This window comes from Tardiphaga sp. GW822-FHT04G09, from assembly GCF_058800725.1.
On the sequence record NZ_JBXAMO010000033.1, the window covers coordinates 15986 to 33390 of the forward strand.

Annotated in this window: 13 protein-coding genes; 7 read left to right on the plus strand and 6 right to left on the minus strand. The window is 63.4% G+C overall.

Annotation, left to right across the window (positions count from 1 at the left end; genetic code table 11):
- Window positions 1–245: 245 nt before the first annotated feature.
- The 4 genes from AC1RLZ_RS30020 (at window position 246) to pdeM (ending at window position 6366) form a co-directional block, all read left to right on the plus strand.
- Window positions 246–1466, plus strand: coding sequence for an ABC transporter substrate-binding protein (locus tag AC1RLZ_RS30020; protein WP_371425872.1), 1221 nt, complete (start codon window positions 246–248; stop codon window positions 1464–1466).
- Between the two features lie 105 nt (window positions 1467–1571).
- Complete coding sequence (locus AC1RLZ_RS30025; protein ID WP_371425874.1) at window positions 1572–2789, plus strand: ABC transporter substrate-binding protein; 1218 nt, start codon at window positions 1572–1574, stop codon at window positions 2787–2789.
- A 95-nt stretch (window positions 2790–2884) separates the two neighbouring features.
- Entirely contained in the window at window positions 2885–5584 is a 2700-nt protein-coding gene (locus AC1RLZ_RS30030; RefSeq protein WP_493191679.1) for a ligase-associated DNA damage response DEXH box helicase, read from the plus strand.
- An 86-nt stretch (window positions 5585–5670) separates the two neighbouring features.
- Window positions 5671–6366, plus strand: a complete 696-nt coding sequence (gene pdeM, locus AC1RLZ_RS30035; protein ID WP_493191659.1) for a ligase-associated DNA damage response endonuclease PdeM — start codon at window positions 5671–5673, stop codon at window positions 6364–6366.
- 33 nt (window positions 6367–6399) lie between these two features.
- On the opposite strand, the gene AC1RLZ_RS30040 is transcribed toward pdeM, so the two are convergent.
- Both AC1RLZ_RS30040 and AC1RLZ_RS30045 read right to left on the minus strand, forming a co-directional pair.
- Window positions 6400–6933 carry an ureidoglycolate lyase gene (locus AC1RLZ_RS30040; RefSeq protein ID WP_493191660.1) on the minus strand — a complete coding sequence of 178 codons (534 nt, stop codon included), beginning with the start codon at window positions 6931–6933 and terminating at the stop codon, window positions 6400–6402.
- Window positions 6934–7013: 80 nt separating this feature from the next.
- Window positions 7014–7877 carry a LysR substrate-binding domain-containing protein gene (locus AC1RLZ_RS30045; protein ID WP_493191661.1) on the minus strand — a complete coding sequence of 288 codons (864 nt, stop codon included), beginning with the start codon at window positions 7875–7877 and terminating at the stop codon, window positions 7014–7016.
- Between the two features lie 95 nt (window positions 7878–7972).
- Between AC1RLZ_RS30045 and AC1RLZ_RS30050 the strand changes: the two genes are divergently transcribed.
- From AC1RLZ_RS30050 to AC1RLZ_RS30060, 3 genes are all read left to right on the plus strand, one after another.
- Window positions 7973–8899, plus strand: a complete 927-nt coding sequence (locus tag AC1RLZ_RS30050) for a DMT family transporter (RefSeq protein ID WP_493191662.1) — start codon at window positions 7973–7975, stop codon at window positions 8897–8899.
- 3 nt (window positions 8900–8902) lie between these two features.
- Window positions 8903–9667: an MBL fold metallo-hydrolase gene (locus tag AC1RLZ_RS30055; protein ID WP_493191663.1), complete on the plus strand. Its 765-nt coding sequence runs from the start codon at window positions 8903–8905 to the stop codon at window positions 9665–9667.
- Between the two features lie 73 nt (window positions 9668–9740).
- A complete protein-coding gene (locus tag AC1RLZ_RS30060) occupies window positions 9741–11045 on the plus strand; it encodes an NRAMP family divalent metal transporter (protein ID WP_493191664.1) in 1305 nt (434 codons plus the stop codon).
- A 44-nt stretch (window positions 11046–11089) separates the two neighbouring features.
- Here the strand turns inward: AC1RLZ_RS30060 and AC1RLZ_RS30065 are convergent, their stop codons facing one another.
- From AC1RLZ_RS30065 to AC1RLZ_RS30080, 4 genes are all read right to left on the minus strand, one after another.
- Window positions 11090–11863, minus strand: coding sequence for a TIGR02186 family protein (locus tag AC1RLZ_RS30065; RefSeq protein ID WP_493191665.1), 774 nt, complete (start codon window positions 11861–11863; stop codon window positions 11090–11092).
- Entirely contained in the window at window positions 11860–12789 is a 930-nt protein-coding gene (locus AC1RLZ_RS30070) for a sulfite exporter TauE/SafE family protein (RefSeq protein WP_371425890.1), read from the minus strand. The genes AC1RLZ_RS30065 and AC1RLZ_RS30070 overlap by 4 nt, the downstream gene beginning before the upstream one ends.
- Window positions 12790–13003: 214 nt before the next feature.
- Window positions 13004–13648: a COG3904 family protein gene (locus AC1RLZ_RS30075; RefSeq protein WP_493191666.1), complete on the minus strand. Its 645-nt coding sequence runs from the start codon at window positions 13646–13648 to the stop codon at window positions 13004–13006.
- A 295-nt stretch (window positions 13649–13943) separates the two neighbouring features.
- Window positions 13944–17327, minus strand: a complete 3384-nt coding sequence (locus AC1RLZ_RS30080) for a hypothetical protein (protein ID WP_493191667.1) — start codon at window positions 17325–17327, stop codon at window positions 13944–13946.
- Window positions 17328–17405 lie beyond the last annotated feature (78 nt).

A 17405-nucleotide genomic window follows, 5' to 3' on the forward strand; every position in this document is an offset into this window, starting at 1 on the left:
TTCAGCCGGAAAAAGCCAGTTAAATAAGCGTTTAGGTACTGTTGCGCGGGTGCGTGTTACGTCACGTTTCCGCGCACTAACGCCCCCGTCGATAGCCCGCCCTGCGGAAAACCTGTTGTAACTGCAAGGGATTGCCAACCCTGCCGCGTCCGCAGAGGATGTCGCACGCCCGCACAGCCGCGATCAACGCGGCGGCGGGTCACAAAAACGCACCCGCAGAAGCGGGTCTCGGGAGAAAACACCAGATGCCTTCACGTCACAGGTCCGTCTTCAAGACCGCAACACTCGCTGCAGTTGTCTCGATACTGGCCCATTCGGCCTTTGCGGCGGACAAGAAATATGACCCCGGTGCCAGCGATACCGAGATCAAGCTCGGCCAGACCATCCCCTACAGCGGCGCCGGTTCCCTTTACGGCGTGATCGGCCGGACCCAGGCCGCCTATTTCCAGATGCTGAACGAGAAGGGCGGCATTAACGGCCGCAAGATCAATTTCATGTCGCTGGACGATGCCTACAGCGCGCCGAAGGCCGTCGAGGCTACCCGCCGGCTTGCCGAGCAGGACGAGGTGCTGGCGCTGTTCGGCTCGCTGGGCACCGCGCCGCAGTCGGCGGTGCAGAAGTTCCTCAACAGCAAGAAGATCCCGCAACTGCTGCTCAACACCGGCGCCTCGCGCTGGAATAACCCGAAAGAGTTCAAGTGGACCACGCCGGGTCTGCCGATCTATTCGACCGAGGGCCGCATCATCGCGCGCTACCTGATGCAGGCCAGGCCGAACGCCAAGGTCGCGATCCTTTACCAGAACGACGAGTTCGGAAAGGATTTCATGAATTCGTTCAAGGAGATTCTGGCCGAAGCTGGCGGCTCCGCGAAGGTCGTTGCCGAAGCGTCCTATGATCTCACCGACCCGACCATCGACTCGCAACTGATCAATCTGGCCAAATCGGGCGCGGATACGTTCTTCAATATCTCAACCGGCAAGGCGACGTCGCAGTCGATCCGCAAGGTTGCGGAGCTTGGCTGGAAGCCGCTGCATCTGCTGGTATCGACCTCGAGCGGCCGCTCGATCATCAACGCCGCCGGCGCCGAGAACGCCAAGGGCATCGTTGCGATGACTTATACAAAGGAAGTCGGCAGCGAGAAATGGAAGGACGATCCGGACGTCCTCGCCTTCCAGGAGCTGCGCAAGAAGTATCTGCCCAATGTCGATCCCGACAATACCATCGCATTCCAGGGCTATTCGCAGGGCGTGACCATGGCGGAGATCCTGCGCCGCTGCGGCGACGATCTCACCCGCGAGAACGTGCTCAAGCACGCCACCAATCTGGAAGGCTATCGCGCGCCGGTGTTCCTGCCGGGCATCACCTACGGCTTCACGTCGACCGACTACACCACCATCAAGGCGCTCTATGTCGGCACCTTCAACGGCACCGATTGGGATCTGTCGGACAAACCTGTCAGCCAGTAAAGCGCGTATTTTAAAGTAACGACCATCCCCGGCGACACGCCGGGGATGGTGACGACCAATCGGACTCGCAAAGAGCCGGATCAAAATCATCAGGGAGAAAACGCTATGAACAAGGGACTATTTGCGTCTGCGGCGCGGGTCGCCGTCGTCGTGTTGCCGCTGACCGTGACGGCCGCTGTCGCCGCCGACAAGAAATACGATCCAGGCGCCAGCGATACTGAAATCAAGATCGGGCAAACCATTCCGCATAGCGGCCCCGGTTCGCTGTATGGCGTGCTCGGCCGTGTCGGCGAAGCCTATTTCCAGAGTTTGAACGAGAAGGGCGGCATCAACGGCCGCAAGGTCAAGTTCCTCACGATGGACGATTCCTACAGCGCGCCGAAGGCGGTCGAGGCGACGCGTCGCCTTGTCGAGCAGGATGAAGTGCTTGCGCTCTACGGCTCGCTCGGTACAGCGCCGCAGACGGCCGTACATAAATATCTCAATTCCAAGGGCGTGCCGCAACTGCTGCTCAACACCGGCGCATCGAAGTGGAACGATCCGAAGAACAACAAATGGACCATGGCCGGGCTGCCGCTGTATCCGACCGAGGCGCGCATTCTCGCCAAGTATGTCGTCAGCATGAATCCGAATGCGAAAGTGGGAATCCTCTATCAGAACGACGATTTCGGTCGGGATTTCCTGGGACCGTTCAAGGATGAACTCGCGAAAGCCGGCGGCACAGCCAAGGTGGTCGCCGAGGTGACCTACGATCTCACCGATCCCACGATCGACTCGCAGCTGATCAATCTCGCCAAATCCGGTGCCGATGTTTTCTATAACATCACCACCGGCAAGGCGACGTCGCAGTCGATCCGCAAGGTGGTCGAGCTCGGCTGGAAGCCGCTGCAGTTGTTGTCCGCGGGCTCCACCGGCCGATCGATCCTGGAGGCGGCAGGGCTGGAAAACGCCAAGGGAATCGTCTCGATTGCCTATGGCAAGGATATCGGCTCGCCGCTTTATGCCAAGGATCCCGACATCGTGGCTTTTGAGGCACTGCGCGCGAAATATCTGCCCACGGTCGCCGCCGACAACTCGATCGCCTTCTTCGGCTATGGTCAGGCCGTGTCCATGGCCGAGATACTGCGCCGCTGCGGCGATGACCTCACGCGCGCGAATGTCCTGAAGCAGGCCATCGGTCTCAACGGCTTCCGCGCTCCGCAAATGCTGCCAGGGGTGAGCTACAGCTATACCAACGACAACTATGTGCCGATGGCGACTCTCTATACCCAGCGGTTCGACGGCAAGGACTGGATCATCTCCGATAAGTCGGTGACGCAGTAGCGTCGCCGGCCTCTCCGTCATGCGAGACCCGGGAAAGCTGGCAAGCCAGTTTTCCCGACCTCGCAATGACGGTGGTGAATGCCTAGTTGTCTCGTGTGCCGCCCCGTAAATCCGTCGCCAAACCCGATCTGCTGCCCGATCACTTCCTGCGCTGGTTTGGCATGCGCGGCTGGTCGCCGCGCGAACATCAATTGGCGCTGCTGCAGAAGGCGCGCGACGATCGCTCGGCATTGCTGATCGCGCCGACCGGCGCGGGCAAGACGCTGGCCGGCTTCCTGCCGACGCTGGTGGAACTGAGTGCGGCTCATCTTAAGCTCTCCCCGCTTGCGGGGAGAGGTCGGATCGACCGCAAAGCGGACGATCCGGGTGAGGGTGAGCCTAAAACTGAAACTTCGGAGACGCCCGAGACTCCCCCTCATCCGTCGCGGACTGCGCGGGGAGAAGGAAAGAGCGCACTAGTGTCGATGGGCCGCGATATCCGTCGCACCGGCGGCCTGCACACGCTCTACATTTCCCCGCTGAAAGCCCTCGCCGTCGATATCGCGCGCAATCTGGAAACGCCGATCGCGGAGATGCAGCTCCCGATCAAGGTCGAGACCCGCACCGGCGACACGCCAGTGTCGCGCCGCGCGCGGCAGCGGCGTTATCCGCCGGACATCCTGCTGACCACGCCGGAACAGCTGGCCTTGCTGCTGTCGTCCGACGATGCGCCGTTTCTGTTCTCATCGCTCAAGCGCGTCGTGCTCGACGAGCTGCACGCGCTGGTGACCTCGAAGCGCGGCGATTTGCTGTCGCTCGGTCTCGCCCGGCTGTGGAAACTGGCGCCTGACATGCGGGCCATCGGCCTGTCGGCGACGGTGGCCGAGCCGGAATCACTGGCGCGCTTCCTCGTGCCGCAGCCCGTCGGCGAGAGCGTCTCTGCCGATATCGTTGTCGCCGGCGGCGCGGCCGAGCCGGTGGTCGAGATGCTCGACACCAAGGAACGGTTGCCCTGGGCCGGCCATTCCGCGCGCCATGCGCTCGGCGAAATCTACGAGCTCATCAAGGCCAACAGGACCACTCTGGTCTTCGTCAATACCCGCAGCCAGGCCGAGATGCTGTTCCAGGATCTCTGGCGCATGAATGACGACAATCTCGCCATCGCCTTGCATCACGGCTCGCTCGATGTCGCGCAGCGCCGCAAGGTCGAGGACGCAATGTCCGCCGGCAGATTGCGTGGTGTGGTCTGTACTTCGTCGCTCGATCTTGGCGTCGATTGGGGCGATGTCGATCTCGTTGTCAATGTCGGCGCTCCCAAGGGCGCGTCGCGGCTGATGCAGCGGATCGGCCGCGCCAATCACCGCATCGATGAAGCCTCGCGCGCCGTGCTGGTGCCGGCCAATCGTTTTGAGGTGCTGGAATGTCGTGTCGCCATCGATGCCGTTGCCGAGAATGCACAGGACACGCCGCCGTTGCGGACCGGCTCGCTCGATGTGCTGGCGCAGCACGTGCTCGGCTGCGCTTGCGGCGCACCGTTTCGCGCGGATGATCTGTATGACGAAGTACGCTCGGCGGCGCCTTATGCCGAACTGTCGCGTGTCGACTTCGACGACACCGTGGAGTTCGTGGCGTCCGGCGGCTATGCGCTGAAAATCTATGAACGTTTCGCCCGCATCAAGCAGGACGCCTTGGGCAAATGGCGCGTCACCAATCCGAAGGTGCGCCAGATGTATCGCATGAATGTCGGCACCATCGTCGAGGATACGATGCTGAAGGTGCGGCTGGTGCGGTCGCGCAGCAGTGGGCAAGGAAAAGGCAAAGGCGCGACCGGAGCGATCGCGCGCGGCGGACGCATGCTCGGCCAGATCGAGGAATACTTCATCGAAGGCCTCGTGGTCGGCGACACTTTTGTTTTTGGCGGCGAAGTCGTGCGCTATGAATCGCTGGTCGAGGATCAGGTCTATGTCTCGCGCGCCCATGACAAGGACGCCAAGGTGCCGTCCTATATGGGCGGCAAGTTTCCGCTCTCGACCTACCTCGCCGAACGCGTGCGCAAGTTGCTGGACGACAAGCGCGCCTGGAAGGGTCTGCCCGACCAGGTCCGCGAATGGCTATCGCTGCAGGCCCATGTCTCGCATGTGCCCGGCACGCGCGAATTGATGGTGGAGACGTTCCCGCGCGCCGACAAGCATTACCTCGTCTGCTATCCGTTCGAAGGCCGCCTCGCGCATCAGACGCTGGGCATGCTGCTGACGCGGCGGCTGGAACGCGCGCGGGCGCGGCCGCTGGGTTTCGTCGCCAATGAATATGCGCTGGCGATATGGGGCCTTGGCGACACGTCCCACATGATCCGGCAGGGCAGGCTCGATCTTGCCGCTTTGTTCGATCCCGACATGCTCGGCGACGATCTCGAAGCCTGGCTCGCAGAATCCGCGCTGATGAAACGGACATTCCGCACCTGCGCGGTGATCTCGGGGCTTATCCATACCCGTTTCACCGGCGAGGAGAAATCGCGCCGTCAGGTGCTGTTCTCCACGGACCTGATCTACGACGTGCTGCGCAAGCATCAGCCCGATCACGTGCTGCTGCGCGCAGCGCGCGCCGACGCCGCGACGGGATTGCTGGACATTCGGCGATTAAGCGACATGCTGACGCGCATTCAGGGTCGTATCATTCATCGGGAACTCGACCGCGTGTCGCCGCTGGCGGTCCCGGTGATGCTGGAAATCGGCCGTGAAGCGGTCTACGGCGAGGCGTCGGACGAGCTCCTGGCAGAGGCCGCCGAGGAACTCGTGAAGGAGGCCTCTGGACAGTAGGATGGGTAGAGCGAAGCGAAACCCATGCTGCAGTTCCGCGATATTGATGGGTTTCGCAACTGCTCTACCCATCCTACAAAAGAGCCATGCACGCCGATTCGATCATCACCGTCGATATGAGCACCGTCAGCATCGCCGGCGTCACGCTGGCTGCGGACCTGTCGGGCGCCTTGTACTGGGACGAGCAGAAACTGCTCGTGGTGTCAGATTTGCATCTCGAAAAGGGATCGAGCTATGCCAATCGCGGCGTGCTGCTGCCGCCCTACGATACGATCGCAACACTCGGTCGCCTTGGTGCCGTGATCGCGCGTCACGATCCGCGCATCGTGATTGCGCTCGGCGACAGTTTCCACGACCGTGACGCCCATGAGCGGCTGTCACCGGCCAATCGCGAGGTGCTGTCCGCATTGCAGTTGCGTCGTGACTGGGTCTGGATATCCGGCAATCACGATCCCGCATTGCCGCCTGATCTCGGTGGCACCGTCGCTGAAGAAGTGGCCATCGGCCCGATCACCTTCCGTCATGAACCGACCGGTGCTGCAGGCGAGATTGCCGGTCATCTGCATCCAAAGGCGCGCGTCAGCACGCGCGGTCGCGCCGTCGAACGTCGTTGTTTTGCGAGCGACGGCACCCGCGCAGTGATGCCGGCCTTCGGCGCATATACCGGCGGGCTCAACATCCGCGATGCGGCATTCGCGCGAATCTTCCAGACCCTCGGTTTCGTTGCCCATGTGCTCGGCGACCGCCGCATGCACGCCATCGCAGCGTCGCGCTGCTGCTAGAGCGACATTTCGCGCATCTCGTACATCGACATTCTAGCCGTCCAGGAGAAGGCGAACCTGCGGGGTTTCCAGGATGGCAGACTCCCTTGCGGGCTGTCTGTTGACGAGATGGTCGATGAGATCCCCGGTCGTAGAGCCACGGGTCAGCATCAGGCACGTTGCGTCATCGGCGCGCGTGGCGTGCCAAACGCCGGGACGCATGCAGATTCCGACGCCAGGAGACAGGCGATACGCGCGGAGGGTCGACAGGTCCGGCTCCTGGTTTGCGTCACTCAAACAAAGGATCTGAACGATCTCTTTCGTGAGAGGTACGACCGCCTGCTGGGTCAGGTGATGGACTTCGAGCTTTGAGACAAGCGGACTGTTGTCGCGATATTCCACCCACAGGACCTCGGTGTCGCCTCCCGTGCCGGGATCAAAGAAGTGTTCGTGCCAGAAATCGCTCGCCGGGCTTCGAAAACCGACCGCGTCTTTTTTGAGCGGATCGGTTTTGCCGAGCACCCACCCGAAGGGTTCGAACGATGTGGGGCTCAGAGTCTCAACGGTAACAGCGTTGGATGTCGGCATGAAAGGCTCCTGAGGCTCGTGTCCGAAGCATGGCTTCATGGCCCTGCAAACCGACGAATATCTAAAAGAAAGATCCGGCCTTACGCCGCCTTCGCCTGCACCGTATCGCAGAATTCGGCGAGGTGGTCGGCAAGCCGCAGCGTTGCCGGGCTCGCGTCGGGGGCGGCCATCAGCGTCACTTCGGTCTGGTCGATCGGCGCAAAGCCTTCTTTCGCCGTCAGGATGCGATGGTCAGGCTGGATAGCCATGTCGGACAGGATACTGAGGCCAAGTCCGGCGGCGACCGCGGCCTGGATGCCGGCGAGGCCGGAGCTCGTATAGGCCATGTGCCAACTGCGGCCTGCCGCCTCGATGGCATGGATCGCGCGGGTCCGGTAAAGGCAGCCGGCGGGAAAGCCGATCAGCGGGACCGACCGGATGGCGGGGTCGATCGGATGCGCCTTGCTCGTGACCCAGTGGATCCGCTCGGGCCAAACCGCAATGCCACCTTTCTCGCCGGCGGCGCGCTTGAACAGTGCCAGGTCGAGTTCGCCGCGTTCGAGATCGCGGCGCAAATACGTGCTCTGGTCGGCGCGCACGTCGAGCCGCAGGCCGGGCCGCGACCGCGAAAAATTCGCCAGCAATTCGGTCAGGCGATAGGCCGCAAAATCCTCGGGGATGCCCAGCCTGACAGCGCCTTCATTGGTCGGCCGGGCCAGCACGTCGCGGGCTTCCTCCGCCAGCGCCAGCAGCCGTCGCGCATAGGACAGGAGCCGCTCGCCGGCCTCGGTCGGCGTCACGTCCTTGCCGGTCCGGTTCAGCAGCGGCTGGCCGATATCCTCTTCCAGCCGCTTGATTTGCTGGCTGACGGTGGATTGGGTGCGGTGAACGCGCTCGCTGGCGCGGGTAAAGCCGCGAGCATCGACCACCGAGACGAAGCTGCGCAGGAGTTCGAGATCCAGCATCGGCTTTCCATTCGTTTTTCAACTGATAACGAGTGTATCATTTAATTTCCAAATGAGAAGACGGACGCATAGACCAGCGGCAAAGGAGATTTCCGATGTCCCTCGCGCCGTCAGTCGCGGTTCCCCGTGCCGCCTTCAATCCGCTGCCGATCTATATCGGCATCTTCTCTCTGCTTTGGAGTTTCTCCTTCGTCGCAGGGAAGATCGCCGTCACCGATTGCCCGCCGCTCATTCTGCTCGCCGCGCGGTTCTCGATTGCGGGTGTTCTGATCCTTGGCATTTCTGCCCTGCGCCGGGATGCCTGGTCGCTGTCCTGGCGCGATGTCGCGGCCTACGCCGTCATCGGCCTCGCCAATAACGCGTTGTATCTCGGCCTTGGCTATACCGGCCTGCAAACCATCTCCGCCGGTCTCGGCGGCCTGGTCGTCAGCGCCAACCCGGTGTTTACGGCTGTGTTCGCGGCATTGTTGCTGAAGGAGCCGCTCACCGGACGCAAGGTTGCCGGGCTCTTGCTCGGCATCGCCGGCGTCGCCTCGATCGTATGGCACCGCATATCGGTCGGCACCGACAGCGCGCAGGGCATCATATTCACGCTGGCATCGCTGGCGTCCATCGTGACCGGGACCATCCTGTTCAAGCTGCTGGCACCGAAGGGCAGCCTGTGGCTCGGCAACGGCGTGCAGAATCTTGCGGCTGGCGTGGTGCTGATCCCGGTGGCGCTCACATTTTCCGATATTGGCGCGATCGTGCCGAGTGCGCGGCTGGTCGGCTCGTTTGCATTCCTGACACTGGGTGGTTCTATCCTCGGCTATCTGCTGTGGTTTCATCTCCTGAAGACCTGCGGCGCCACCGCTGCCAGCGCCTATCACTTCCTGATGCCGCCCCTCGGCATGCTGTTCGCCTGGATGGTGCTCGGCGAGCATGTTGAAGGTCGTGATCTCCTGGGGATCGTCCCGGTCGCCCTCGGTATCTATCTCGTCACCAGACCGGCCGCTTCACCAGCACCCCTGCGACAGGAGTAGTTCATGTCCCTCGCCATCACCCTCATCGGCGGCCCCACCGCGCTGATCGAAATCGACGGCTTCCGGTTGCTCACCGATCCGACCTTCGATCATCCGGGCGCTTACAAGCTGCCGCATGTCACGCTGGAAAAGCTCGTCGGCCCCGCGATCTCCGCTGCGCAAGTCGGTGCGGTTGACGTGGTGCTGCTCAGTCACGATCAGCACTCCGACAATCTTGATAATTCCGGGCGCGATTTCCTGCGCCACGCGCCGCGCACGCTGACAACCATTGCGGGCGCCGGGCGCCTCGGTGGGGATGTCGAAGGTCTCGCGCCATGGGACAGCACCGAGCTTACAAGCAAGGATGGTCGATCGCTGACGATCACCGCGACGCCGGCGCGTCATGGGCCGGCCGGCATCGAGCCGCTATCAGGCGATGTCATCGGATTTGTGCTGAGCTCGAACGCGCCGGGGATCAGACCGATCTACATTACAGGCGACACCGTCTGGTTCGATGGCGTGGCCGAGGTCGCGCGGCGTTTTCCGGCCGGCGTTGTGCTGCCCTTTGCCGGCGCGGCGCAAACCCGCGGGCCATTTCATCTCACCATGGATACCAATGACACGATTGAGACGGCGCGCGCGTTTCCCGATGCGACGATTGTGCCGGTGCACACCGATGGATGGGCGCATTTCAAACAGACCGCCGGCGACCTGCGCGCATCTTTCGACACGCTGGGCTTCGGGGAGCGTTTGCGTATCCTCGAACCGGGTGTGCGGACCTTGATCTAGCCCATTGCCAGCTCCTGATTCGGAACGTTAGCTGCGACGGCACGTTGCCAAGCGGTGAGATGGCAGGGATCAGATGTCGGAGCAGTCCAGCGTGAAGCTTGATGGTCAGGAGGCAGAAGCTGCTGACCCGAAGGGCTTTCTGAAACGTCTCGGCCCTGGTCTGATCACCGGCGCCTCCGACGACGATCCGTCCGGCATTGGCACCTATAGCCAGGCCGGGGCGCAGCTCGGCTACGGCATCGGCTGGACCATGCTGTTGACCTTTCCGCTGATGGTCGCGATCCAGGAAATTTCCGGACGCGTCGGCAGCGTGACCGGTCGTGGCATTTCCGGGAATGTCTGCCGGCATTATCCGGCGCCGCTGCTGCATCTCATCGTGTCGCTTCTGTTCATCGCCAACACCATCAACATCGCAGCCGATCTGGGCGCCATGGCCGACGCTACCAAGCTGCTCATTGGCGGTCACGGCATCGTCTATGTCGTGCTTTTCGGGGTGCTTTCGGTGGGAGCGCAGATTTTCTTCGACTACAGGCGCTATGTCTCGGTGCTGAAGTGGCTGACGCTGTGCCTGTTCTCCTATGTTGCCGCGCTTGCCGTGGTGAAGGTCGACTGGGGCGCAGCTATATCGGGCATCCTGCTGCCTCAGATGACCTGGAGCGGCTCGTATCTCACCACCGTGGTCGCCATCCTCGGAACGACGATTTCGCCGTATCTATTCTTCTGGCAGGCCTCGCAAGAGGCGGAGGACGAGCGCATCGATCCGGACAAGGATCCGCTCATCGAAAAGCCGCTCGGCGCGGCCATGGAATTCTCCCGCATTCGCGCCGATACCATCGTCGGCATGGCATTTTCGAACCTGATCGCGCTGTCGATCATCATCACGGCCGCGGCCACGCTGAATGCCACCGGCAAGACCGATATCGAGACCTCGGCGCAGGCGGCTGAAGCCTTGCGTCCGGTCGCCGGAGTATTCGCGGAATGGATCTTTGCGCTGGGCATCGTCGGCACCGGTCTGCTGGCGATCCCGGTGCTTGCAGGTTCCACCGCCTATGCCGTCGGCGAAGGACAGCGCTGGCGCGTCGGCCTCGATCGCAAGCCACGCGAGGCCGTGGCGTTCTACAGTGTGCTGGCACTGTCGGCGACGATCGGTATCGCGCTGAATTTCACCTCGATCAACCCGATCTCGGCGCTTTACTGGAGCGCCGTCATCAACGGTGTGCTGGCCGTTCCGGTGATGGTGCTGCTGATGGTGATGTCGCGCCGCAAGGATGTGATGGGCGATTTTGTCATCAAAGGCCCGTTGCACTGGCTCGGTTGGCTGTCGACTGCAGCAATGGCGCTCAGCGTCGTGGCGATGGGCGTAGGTGTCTTCCTGTAGGATGGGTAGAGCGAAGCGAAACCCATCCTGCGGTCTGTGAGCTTTCAATCCCGCCTGAACACGATGGAAGCCGCCCAGCCCGACATCAGCGCCATCGCTGCGGTCAGCAGTCCATAGATGAAGCCGTAATTGCGTGCGGCATTGGCGACGAACTGCTCGAAGCCGACCTTGACGATATCGAACGCCGTCTCTGCTTTCGAGATCAGCGCGCCATCGGCGAACAGTTTGATCTCGACATCGTAGGTGCCGATGGGGACTTCGGCGGGCAAGGGAATGCTGGTTCGAAACAGCGTCGGGGTCAGGAATGTCACCGCCGAGGTCTCCTCGCGATACAGTCCATGTTCCTTGCGCAGCCGCACAAAGGCGCTGCGGAACGGGTCGGTGGCCACGACGTCGGCATAGTCGGTGCCGACGCGCTGGGTCAGCAGGACGTTATTGATCCCGAGCTGTTGGCGGCGTTGCACGTCGGCTGGTGCAATGGCGTCGAACGGGCGATTGGAAAACACGGAGAGATAGGATGGCACCTGCAGGAACTGGCGCGAGTCGGTGTTGATCCAGATGCCGAAACGGCGCTCCTTGCGCCGGGTCATGAGGTCGGTGCGCGGTCCGTTGACGGTGACGACGAGATTGTAGTTGTTGCGGCCGGGCGGTGTCTTGTCGTCTTTCTCGACAGCGCCGAACAGCACCAGTTCCTCGCCGGCATAATTGGGCGTCACGGTCACGCGATGGTTCGAGACCGAGACGATCAGTTGCTCGGCGTGGGCCGGGGCAAATGCTCCGATGCCAAGTGCAGCGATGATCGGGAGCGCGCGTATCATGGAGCGGCGCCTCCGGTTTCGCGGATCGTGAACAGATCCGCGGGGCGGATCACCAGTTCCACGGCGAAGCGGACGCCGACCGCCAGGATCAGCAGGCCGAGCAGCAACCGCAGATGTTCACCGCGAATCTTTTGTCCCGCGCGTGCGCCGAATTGCGCGCCGGTGACACCGCCGACCATCAGGATGAGGGCGAGCACCGCATCGACCAGATGATTGGTGACGGCATGCAGCAACGTCGCGATCACCATGGTGACCAGTGTCAGCACCATGGATGTGCCGATGACAGTCGAAGTCGGGATGCGCAGCCAGTAGATCAGGATCGGGATCAGGATGAAGCTGCCGCCGATGCCCATCACGGCGCCGATGAAGCCGATCAGGAGACCGACAGCGATCACCGGGATCACCGAGAGATAGATCTTGGAGCGCTTGAACCGCATCTTCAGCGGCAGGCCGTGAACCCAGCTATGGCTGCCGGAACGGCGCAAGGTCACGGGATCACCGCGCCGCATGCGCAGCAGCGCGCGCAGGCCCTCCCAGAACATCAATCCGCCGACGGCCGTGAGCAGGATCACATAGGACAGCGAGATGGTGAGGTCGAGCTGGCCGAGATTGCGCAGCAGCGTAAATGTCCACACGCCGAGAGCCGTGCCGATCACGCCGCCGGTCAGAAGCACAGTCGCAAGCGCAGGATCGATGGCGCGGCGTCGCCAGTAGGACAGCGCGCCGGAAAAAGACGAAGCCGCGATGTGGCTCGCCACTGACGCGACCGAAACCGCGGGGGCGATGCCGACGAAAATCAGCAGTGGTGTCATCAGGAAACCGCCGCCGATCCCGAACATGCCGGACACGAAGCCGACCGCAGCGCCCATCGCCAGGATGAGCAGCACATTGATCGGAAGGTCGGCAATCGGGAGATACAGTTGCACGCGCGTTCGCTTCGGAATTCTGGCCCTGAGTTGGGCCGAAACCGCTCATGGCGTGGTTCTGGAGACGGCGCGGATCGCGAGCCGCGTCCCGTCTTAGACGATATCATCCGTTGATGGGATTAAAGAATCCGGCAAAGGCGTGGTTTTTTGCCCCTGCCGGTCATGCACCTTTCAAGGTGGTAAATTTTGTTGGGTCAGGCGCCTGTCGGCGGCGTCACGACTTCCTGGCGGGATCGGTGACGAGGTTCATGGCGGAAGCCTCGCCGCTGCCGAGCCACCGGATTTTCTCGGTCGCCGACATGGCTTCCACCACCGACGAGGCGACGCCCATCCTGGTCATGTAGCTGAGCACATAGCCCATGGTGCGCTGGGCCGATGCGGTGGGGTCTGCCCCCGGCTTGGGTGCGACGAAACGGTGTACGCCCAGCTTTGAGCCCTCGACGCCGATGCGGACCTTGCCGCCGGCATAGGTCATCACACAGGCGCTGGCGCAGTAGGAGGGTTTGATCCGGCCCGCCGAATCCACCGTGCCCACGGCTGTAGTCAGCCCGCGCGCACGGATGATCTCGCCCATGATAATGGCCTGGCCGACATTTCCGCCGGGAGATGACAGCAGCACGGTATCGCCGGGGCCGAGCTTGGCTTCATCGAGCTTCTCGCGAAACCAGCTTGCGGTGGCCGGGCCGATCTCGCCCGTGATCGCCAGCGCCGGACGGCCCCGGCCCGAATTGTCCGGATCGAGACTTGCGACCTCCGAAGATGCCATGCTCGGCGAGACATAGAGGTCCTTCCAATAGGTCCAGGCTTCCGGTTTGGAGAGTTCCTGATAGGCCTGCGCGCCGATGCTGCCAAGAATCACGATGGCGAATGCGACCGAGGGCCAGCTGAACCATTTGCTGCGCGGAGGCTCCGGCGGCAGCTGCGGCGGAGGGGGCGATGGGGCAGACGGTTCGGCAGGGCGTGTGGCCCAGGGGTTAACGGTGGGGAGTCCCGACGGGCGTTCTGCACGGCCGTGTGCGTCGTCATTCCGAAAAGGCAAACCAGTTTCCTCGCAGTTCAGCCCAGCCCGACGCGCGCTTCACCGCATCGAGTCTGATGAAGGTTTGTTGAGGAAATAAGACCGCTGGTTCGATCCGGCGGTCAAGAAATCTGGCCTAGCGCGCGGCGCGCTTGCCCATCGCAGCTTTCGCTCCGGCCTGCGCCGGCGACGCATCCCAGCCGTCGGCCGGAGTCGCGACATTGATGGCGTCTTCGGGCTGGCCTTCCGGTGCAAAAGTCTGGATCGCCAGCTTCGCAGCGGCCAGCGACTGCGGGTCCAGGCGCTTGGCAATGTCGTCGCGCTTGCGGCCGGCATCGGCGTCGCCCTGGGCGGCGGCGAGGCTGAACCACTTGAAGCTCTCGGCGAGGTTCTGTTCGACGCCGATGCCGCGGGCATAGAGAATGCCGAGATTGAACTGGCTGTCGGCGACGCCGCGTTCGGCAGCCTTCCGGAACCAGTACGACGCACTCTTGTAATTGGCGCCCTTGGTGCCGCCATCGGCGTCGAGAACGGCGAGATTGTGCATCGCCTTGGCGTTGCCGCGGTCGGCGGCCAGCACGTAATAGCGGCGGGCGACGTCGAGATCCTTCTTCGCGCCGAGCCCCTTCTCGAACAGCGTACCCAGGCGGAACATTGCCGGCACCACATTGGCCTGGGCCGCGCGGTCATACCACTTGGCGGCTTCGTCGTAGTTCTGCGCCACGCCCTTGCCCTCGGCATAGCGGACGCCGATTTCGAATGCGGCAGAGGCGTCGCCCTTGAGAGCCGCATTGCGCAGCGCGGCGCTGCCGATGGTTTCGGGCAGGCGCTCGCCGGCGGGGATCGGAACGGTGGTGATCTTCTGACCGCTGGACGGCAGCACCGGTCCGGTGGCACTGGCCAGCGGTGCAGCAATGCTGCCGGTCACATCGGGCGACACATAGGGCACGGGCGCTGCCTGCGGCACCGGCTCGACGGCGGCGGGCGGGGCGATCAGCGACTGCTGGCCGATCGGGGTCGGTGAGGTCATCGACGGCGCAGCCGGCACGGGCGCGACGGGTTTACTCTGAATTTCCGCCGGTTCGGGCGCATTCAGCTGCAACGGCGGTGCGGAGTGAATGTTTTCTGCCATCGGCGCCGGCGAACCGCTGTCCAGCAGCGTCATCGCCATCTTGAACGAACCGAGCACGATCACGATCACGCTGGCGCCGACCAGCAGCGAGCGGATCTTCGAACCGATGGTGGCGGACGACTTGTCGCTGTCGGCAAGTTGGGGTGCGAGTTTGGCCGCCCTTGATCTGTCGCCTTTGGACTTGTCGTTGCCGGTTGCAGCGGCGGCCTGCGCGGCGCGACGTGCGGCAGCGATGAAGCTCGATGCTGTCGCCTGTTCAGGCGCATCGACCGCGATTTCGCTGATCGCTTCTTCCGACGCGGCGATGCGCTCGGATGGCGATCCGCCGCGACCCTGCGGACGCGTGCCGGGTTCGAGCGGATGATCCGGCGGCAACGCCGTGTCGACCATCGGGCGCGGCGAGGGACGCTCTGCGACGGTTGACGGCTGCGCGACAGGTTTTGCCGCGGGCGGCGGATCGAGAATGTCGCTGATCGCCTTCGGCATCGGGAAGGCCGATGCCGGTTCGTGCGAAATCGCGGTCGCTGCGAAGTCGCGCGGTGCGGCATCGAAATGAACCTGCGGCGGACGTACCTCGACCTGCGGCGGCACAGCCTGCGCCTTCACCGGGTTCGGAATTTGCGGACGCGGCGGAGCGGGCACTGAGGCGGCGGCCGCGGTGGCGGCAGGGCGCGGAGTCGGGGCGGGTGTCGCGATGGGCGCGGCTTGCTTCGCCGGTGCAGCGCTGACCGCGCGCAGATCGCCTTCGATCCGGGCGAGGCGATCGACCACATGGCCGAGCGTCGAATGTACGACTTCGAGCGAATCCTGGGTGTGGCGATCGGTTTCCGACTGGCTGAAGCGCATGTCGGAGAGTTCGCGCTTGATCGTGTCGACCAGGCCCGGATCCACCGATGGTGCTTTGCTGCGCGGATTGTCCAGCGCCGCGAACATCGACTGCTGGCGCTCGAGATGGCGCAGGATGTCCTGCAGCCCGTCTTCGACGCGGCCGAGATTGTTGCCGCGCGTATCGGTGATGCTTTCCATCCGCTCGAGCAGATAGGAGACGCGCTGTTCAAGATGCGCGAAGGCCGACGACGAGTCATTGCCCACCGGCATATGGTCGAGACGCTCCGACAGCGCCTGCAATGCCGTTTCCAGATGATCGGAGCTCGCCGTGACGGCCGGGCGCTCGCGATTTTCCAGCGCTGCCGTCAGCGTCATGATGCGCGCCTCGAGCGCGGCAAAGGAATCGCTGTTGTCGGCGCGGGCGAGCTGATCGACCTTGGACGACAGCGTCTGCAGGTCGTCGCTGAGACGGCCGAGCGCTTCGTTGGAGGCAACGTTGGAAACGATGGCGCGCAGCGCGGCGATAGCGCCCTGCAGCTGCTCCATGGTGTCGGGATCGTTGCTCGAGCGCACGATCAAGTCGATCTTGCCACCGAGATTGCGGATCGCTTCGTCGAAGCCGGCGAGCTGTTCGGCCGGCGTGAGCGTGGTCAGCGTCTTGTGGATGTCGGCGAGGGCGCGTTCAAGATTGGCCAGCACGCCGCCGTCGATACCGCTATGGCGGGTGTCGTCGATGCGGCGGCCGAGTTCGCGGATCTCGTTCTCGATCGACTCGATGGCGCGACGCGGCATCGCTTCGGTGATGACATTGCGGATCTCGGCAAGCTCGCCGCGGAAGGCCGCAATCGATTGCTCGATATTGTTGTCCGGGCGCTGCAGCGCATCGATCTTGGTCGTGATCTGGAACAGTTGCCGCTCCAGGCCGGACATATCCGGCATGAAGCTCTGCGGCGGCACGGCAGCTTGTGCGTAAGGCGGCTGCACGAATGACGGTGCGATTGGCGGCGCGTTGCGCGGGGCCATGCGCGGCGTGCCGTCGAGTTCGCCCTGGCGGGCGGCGATCTCGGCGATGGCGAAATCCAGCGAGAACGGATCGATCGGCGGCGAAGCGCTATAGACCTGATTGGCGGCGCGCTCGACCATATCGATGCGCGGCTGCTGCGGCGGCATCTGTGGCTGACGGTGGGCGGGCTCGCTGATCTGCGACAGGCGCGCATCGAGCCGCGAGATCGCATCATTGAGCTGTCGCGCAACGCCGGGCTCGCTGCTGCGCGGCGCAGACTTCGAGAACAGTTCGATCTGCCGGGCAATGGCGTCGAGCCGCTCGTGGATTTCGACGACATCGGCTGCGTCGCGTTGCGGCAGGGCCGCACGCGGGGTGAGGGGGCGTTCCTGATCGCGAGGGTGTGCGTTGGGCGAGTTGAAGCGCGCGGGAGCTTCGCCGATGGTCGAGTTCAGCCAGTCGCCCAGCGACATGCCGGCACGGCGCGCCGCAGCTTCGGCCCGCTCGCGGACCGATGGCTCAATCCCGTCAACACTCCACGATACGCGCGAATTCATGCTTTGGTCCGGTTCCGAGCTTGACGCCACCAGCGCCTGCAGCCTCCCCCGCGCGTCCCATCGTGAAGACAATCGTAA

Bases quoted from the DNA above. Each gene is read 5' to 3' on its own strand.
- AC1RLZ_RS30025 (WP_371425874.1), top strand. From the start codon at position 1,572: ATGAACAAGGGACTATTTGCGTCTGCGGCGCGGGTCGCCGTCGTCGTG.
- AC1RLZ_RS30040 (WP_493191660.1), bottom strand. From the start codon at position 6,933: ATGCCGACATCCAACGCTGTTACCGTTGAGACTCTGAGCCCCACATCG.
- AC1RLZ_RS30020 (WP_371425872.1), top strand. From the start codon at position 246: ATGCCTTCACGTCACAGGTCCGTCTTCAAGACCGCAACACTCGCTGCA.
- AC1RLZ_RS30060 (WP_493191664.1), top strand. From the start codon at position 9,741: ATGTCGGAGCAGTCCAGCGTGAAGCTTGATGGTCAGGAGGCAGAAGCT.
- AC1RLZ_RS30065 (WP_493191665.1), bottom strand. From the start codon at position 11,863: ATGATACGCGCGCTCCCGATCATCGCTGCACTTGGCATCGGAGCATTT.
- AC1RLZ_RS30080 (WP_493191667.1), bottom strand. From the start codon at position 17,327: ATGAATTCGCGCGTATCGTGGAGTGTTGACGGGATTGAGCCATCGGTC.
- pdeM (WP_493191659.1), top strand. From the start codon at position 5,671: ATGCACGCCGATTCGATCATCACCGTCGATATGAGCACCGTCAGCATC.
- AC1RLZ_RS30045 (WP_493191661.1), bottom strand. From the start codon at position 7,877: ATGCTGGATCTCGAACTCCTGCGCAGCTTCGTCTCGGTGGTCGATGCT.
- AC1RLZ_RS30055 (WP_493191663.1), top strand. From the start codon at position 8,903: ATGTCCCTCGCCATCACCCTCATCGGCGGCCCCACCGCGCTGATCGAA.
- AC1RLZ_RS30050 (WP_493191662.1), top strand. From the start codon at position 7,973: ATGTCCCTCGCGCCGTCAGTCGCGGTTCCCCGTGCCGCCTTCAATCCG.